Raw genomic sequence first — 5047 nt, 5'->3', positions numbered from 1 at the left:
TCTAATTTACTCCACATCTTATCATCAATGACAAATCGTGACATTCACTTACTCCATTTTTACTATGGAGCCTTTTTATCAAATTTTTAACCGTTTGAAAAACTTTAAAAACACGCCCTAGCCAATCTTTACATTTTACAAATAATTAAGAGCAGTTTACTCCGCAATTCGAACAAATACTTGACGACTGCCATGACTGCAACTAGAATTGCCAGCCTATTGATCAAATTTTAATTGAGGACTGTTGAATGCCTACCATTCGCGTGAAAGAAGGCGAAAATCCTGAATACGCATTACGCCGTTTCAAGCGTGCCTGTGAAAAAGCAGGAATTTTAACTGAGTTACGCCGCCGTGAGTTTTATGAAAAACCTACTGCCGAGCGCAAGCGCAAACAAGCTGCTGCAGTTAAACGTCATCTGAAAAAAATGTCTCGCGACAATGCTGCAGGCCGAGGCATGGCTAAAGCTCGACGCAAAAAAGCATGACCACGATAAAAGATCAAATCAGCAATGACCTCAAGGACGCCATGCGTTCTAAAGATAAAAATAAATTAGAGGCATTGCGGTTGATGATGGCCGCCGTTAAGCAAATTGAAGTTGATGAGCGCATACAAGTAGACGATGCGCGTATGTTGGCTATTTTAGACAAGCTCGCCAAACAACGCAAAGAATCCCTTGCCCAATTTCAGGCTGCTGGCCGGGCCGATCTGGTGGCCCAAGAGCAGTTTGAGCTGGATATCATCAATCAATATTTACCCGAGCCTATTTCTGATGCTGAATTGGAAATGCTGGTTTCCGAAGCGATTAATGATTTAGGCGCGGAAAAAATCAGTGATATGGGCAAAGTTATGGCGCAACTTAAGCCAAGACTACAGGGCCGTGCTGACATGAGTAAAGTCAGCGCCATGATCAAAGCCAAACTGAGTTAATTCATTTTCTTATGCAGCAGCTTATTAAAGATTGCTGCATTAGTCTATTTCCGCAGAAAAAGGTGACATTATGACAGGCCTTATACCACGGCCATTCATTGATGAGTTACTAAATCGTACGGATATTATTGAATTAATTGATAGTTATGTTCCTCTCAAAAAACGTGGCAATAGTCACCTTGCCTGCTGCCCTTTCCATAATGAAAAAACACCTTCATTTAATGTATTAGCCAAAAAACAATTTTATCACTGCTTTGGTTGCGGGGCGAGTGGGAACGCCATCAGCTTCATCATGAATTATCTGCATTTAGGTTTCGTGGAAACCATAGAAACCCTGGCGTTACGGGTGGGCATGCAAGTCCCACGTGAGGAAAATCACTCCCATAATAAGTCATCGGATTTATACCAATTACTAAAGCAAGTCGCGCAATTTTTTCAAAAGCAACTTAAGGAAAATCAGGAAACCATTTCGTATTTAAAAAAACGAGGAGTGAGTGGCGAAATAGCGCGCTTGTATCAGCTTGGTTATGCGCCTTCTGGCTGGCACGTCTTGGAAACACAATTTAAATCCAGGCGCAATGAATTGATTGCTGCGGGGATGTTGGTGCAGAAAGAAAACGGGCAAACTTATGATCGCTACCGTCACCGGGTAATTTTTCCCATCCACGATCGTCACGGCAGAATTATTGGTTTCGGCGGTCGCATACTTGCCAGCGAGCAGCAGCCTAAATACTTAAACTCACCCGAAACAGTTATTTTTCAGAAAAACCGTGAGCTCTATGGCTTACATCAAATCATCCAGCAAAAAACTGTTATCAACCACATCGTAGTGGTGGAAGGTTATATGGATGTCATTGCCCTGGCAGAGCATGGCATTTTAAATGCTGTAGCCACATTAGGCACGGCAACCAGTACGTTTCATATCCAATTGTTGAGCAAACACACCAAAAACATAATCTTTTGTTTTGACGGCGATGCTGCCGGACGCAAGGCCGCTTGGCGGGCATTAGAAAGCACTTTGCCTTCTTTGAATGAAGGCTTGGCCGCAAACTTCATCTTTTTACCGGAAGGGCATGATCCGGATAGCTTGGTGCGTGCTGAAGGGAAAGATAAATTTTTGCAGCGTTTGCAACAAGCCATACCACTCAATCAATATTTTTTTACAACGCTTACAGAAGATTACGACAGCACAAACTTATCTTCCCGCACCCAATTGGTGAATGCCGCAAAACCTTATCTTTTAAAAATGCCAGAAGGCCCTTATAAGGAAATGATGCTGGATGAATTGGCACGCTTGACCCGTATTGAACATCACAGGCTCACCCAATTGCTGGAAGACAAAGTTTCCATTAATTTACACGATGCGAGCGTCAACATGGCCCGCTCCCCGCTTCGTCTGGCTGTAGCCCTGCTTTTGCAAAACCCGGAATTATACCAGGCACACAGCCAAGAACTCCCTCCCCACTTACTGGATGCCCCCAATCAAGCCATATTGCAAACCTTAATTCAGCAAATTGCTGAACATCCCGGCATTAATACCGCATCTTTAGTAGAATTTTGGCGGGACAGTAACTTGTTTGAATCGATGAACAAATTAGCCGCCTGGGATCATCAAGTACCGGAAGCAGCCTTGTCCAAAGAATTCTTGGATATCATGAATTTTCTGATTAAACAAAACCGTGAAAATAAAATTCAACAATTACTGGAAAAATCGCGAACCATGAGCTTAACTGAATCGGATCGTCTACAATTACAAGATATGTTAAAAGAGAGGCACAAAGTAAATTAATTAACACAATGGAAAGAATGGGTAAAAATGGGAATAACTGGTATGTTTTTGTAAGCCAGTTTATAATTAAACCATTTTTCAGTTTTAAATTTTCTCAGAAATAAGTACTCATGAGCATAAATGATCAAGAACAACAACGTTCGCAAATTACTAAAGTTATCAGTCTAGGAAAAGATCAAAACTATCTCACCTACGCACAGATTAATGATTTACTACCCAATATTGTCGATACTGAACACTTTGATGTCATCATCAGCATGCTGGAAGATATGAACATCAAAGTATTTGAACATCCGCCAAGCATTGATGAGCTCGCGCTATTAGGTACCACAGAAGAAGCTCCTGAGGATGTTGAAGAAGCAGCCGCAGTATTGGCTTCCGTTGACAAGGAAACCGGGCGTACCACGGATCCTGTACGCATGTACATGCGTGAAATGGGTACAGTTGAACTCTTGACCCGCGAAGGCGAGATCCGCATTGCCAAACGCATCGAGGAAGGCATTTATCAAGTCCTCAAATCTCTGGCGCATTATCCAGAAACTGTGCAGCTGGTATTGGAAGATTACCGACGTGTGCTCGCTGAGGAAATCCGCTTGAGTGAAATCATTTCAGGCTTTGCCGATTCCGAAGAAGAAGCGCCTCCATCCAGCATTGGTTCCATGCTTGAAGAAAATCAGCAAGAGGACGCGGTTGACGCATCAGCCCTTCTTGAAGAAGAAAGCGATGACGACGGAGAAGGCGGCATATCGGAAGTCGATGAAGGTCCAAGCCTTGAACAAGCACAAGTTTATTTCGACGAATTGCAAGCCAATTTTGAAAGCGCGATGGTTTCTTTAAAAGAACATGGCCGTACCTCGAAGAAAACCATGGAATTACTGGAAGTCATGTCTGACTCGTTTCTAAAGTTAAAACTGACTTCACGGCAGGTGGATAAATTAACCCGTCACTTCCGTGAATTACGCAATCACATACGCGAGTTTGAGCGCGAAGTCATGCGTCTTTGCATTGAAAAAGCCCGTATCCCGCGCAAACTCTTTATTGAAACATTCCCAGGGCAGGAAACGGATTTAACCTGGCTTGAAACTTTAATTAGCAAACACGGCAAAAAATTGGATGTAACGCGCATCGAAGAATATGTCGAAGACATCAAGCGCTTGCAAGTTAAGTTGGCAAGCTTTGAAGAAGATTTTGGTTTAACCATTGGCGAAATCAAAGATATCAACCGTAAGATGTCCATTGGTGAAGCCAAGGCACGCCGTGCGAAAAAAGAAATGGTCGAAGCCAACCTGCGGCTGGTGATATCGATTGCAAAAAAATATACCAATCGCGGCTTACAATTCCTGGATTTAATTCAGGAAGGCAACATCGGATTGATGAAAGCCGTGGACAAATTCGAATACCGTCGCGGTTATAAATTCTCAACCTATGCCACCTGGTGGATCCGCCAAGCCATCACCCGTTCCATTGCCGATCAGGCGCGCACCATCCGTATTCCTGTGCATATGATTGAAACGATCAACAAGCTCAATCGCATTTCACGCCAAATCCTGCAAGAAACCGGCCGCGAAGCTACCCCTGAGGAATTGGCAGAAAAAATGGATTTAAGCGAAGATAAAATCCGCAAGGTTTTAAAAATCGCCAAAGAACCTATTTCCATGGAAACTCCAGTAGGTGATGATGAAGACTCACATCTTGGTGATTTCATCGAAGATACCAACATTGAATCACCCATCAGCCGCGCCGAATCAGAAGGCTTGCGCGAAGCGACACTCGAAATTCTAGAAACCCTTACCCCGCGCGAAGCAAAAGTATTGCGCATGCGCTTTGGAATTGAAATGAACACCGATCACACGCTGGAAGAAGTCGGCAAACAATTCGACGTAACCCGCGAACGTATCCGCCAAATCGAAGCCAAAGCCCTACGCAAGCTCCGCCACCCCTCCAGATCTGAAAAACTACGCAGCTTCCTAGAAGGCGACGAAGACTAAAAACCTTGAAAAAATAGTGGTGTTGTAACGCATTAGCGATTACAATACCACCATCCCCCGGGCCCATAGCTCAGTTGGTTAGAGCAGCGGACTCATAATCCGTTGGTCCTAGGTTCAAGTCCTAGTGGGCCCACCAATAAAATCAAGTAGTTACGAGTAGTTCAGCAAAATTTAAAGACCTCTGAGGGGCACTGATGGGGCACTTAGAAATAAAAAAAATCGGGTCTTCCCCAAATCCGGGGGCACTTCACTCATCCGCACAGCACTCTAACTCTCAACCTATAATTTTCAAAATTTCTAAATCCGTAAGCTCTTCTCTGAATCAATTTCATCTTCCGATGA

General features: G+C 43.7%; 5 protein-coding genes and 1 tRNA gene. 5 read left to right on the top strand and 1 reads right to left on the bottom strand.

Annotated features, from left to right (window positions below; translation table 11 throughout):
- Positions 1-248: 248 nt before the first annotated feature.
- The 5 genes from rpsU (at position 249) to ELY11_RS11915 (ending at position 4841) form a co-directional block, all read left to right on the top strand.
- Positions 249-485: a 30S ribosomal protein S21 gene (rpsU, locus tag ELY11_RS11935; protein ID WP_127033777.1), complete on the top strand. Its 237-nt coding sequence runs from the start codon at positions 249-251 to the stop codon at positions 483-485.
- Complete coding sequence (locus ELY11_RS11930; protein ID WP_126954741.1) at positions 482-928, top strand: GatB/YqeY domain-containing protein; 447 nt, start codon at positions 482-484, stop codon at positions 926-928. The genes rpsU and ELY11_RS11930 overlap by 4 nt, the downstream gene beginning before the upstream one ends.
- Positions 929-998: 70 nt before the next feature.
- On the top strand, positions 999-2717 hold the full coding sequence (gene dnaG / locus ELY11_RS11925) for a DNA primase (protein WP_127033774.1): 1719 nt from the start codon (positions 999-1001) through the stop codon (positions 2715-2717).
- 110 nt (positions 2718-2827) lie between these two features.
- Positions 2828-4705 carry an RNA polymerase sigma factor RpoD gene (rpoD, locus tag ELY11_RS11920; protein WP_126954743.1) on the top strand — a complete coding sequence of 626 codons (1878 nt, stop codon included), beginning with the start codon at positions 2828-2830 and terminating at the stop codon, positions 4703-4705.
- Between the two features lie 59 nt (positions 4706-4764).
- Positions 4765-4841: transfer RNA gene (locus ELY11_RS11915), tRNA-Ile, on the top strand.
- A gap of 115 nt (positions 4842-4956) precedes the next feature.
- On the opposite strand, the gene ELY11_RS11910 is transcribed toward ELY11_RS11915, so the two are convergent.
- The coding region (locus tag ELY11_RS11910) for a transposase (protein ID WP_148110522.1) at positions 4957-5047 on the bottom strand (91 nt) is incomplete at its 5' end.

This window comes from Legionella septentrionalis (assembly GCF_003989745.1).
Lineage (GTDB): Bacteria > Pseudomonadota > Gammaproteobacteria > Legionellales > Legionellaceae > Legionella_A > Legionella_A septentrionalis.
Note: the sequence above shows the minus strand (reverse complement) of the source record. Positions and strands in the feature narration are given on the sequence as shown.

Coding starts and splice junctions, on each gene's coding strand:
- rpsU (WP_127033777.1), top strand. CDS start 249: ATGCCTACCATTCGCGTGAAAGAAGGCGAAAATCCTGAATACGCATTA.
- ELY11_RS11930 (WP_126954741.1), top strand. CDS start 482: ATGACCACGATAAAAGATCAAATCAGCAATGACCTCAAGGACGCCATG.
- dnaG (WP_127033774.1), top strand. CDS start 999: ATGACAGGCCTTATACCACGGCCATTCATTGATGAGTTACTAAATCGT.
- rpoD (WP_126954743.1), top strand. CDS start 2,828: ATGAGCATAAATGATCAAGAACAACAACGTTCGCAAATTACTAAAGTT.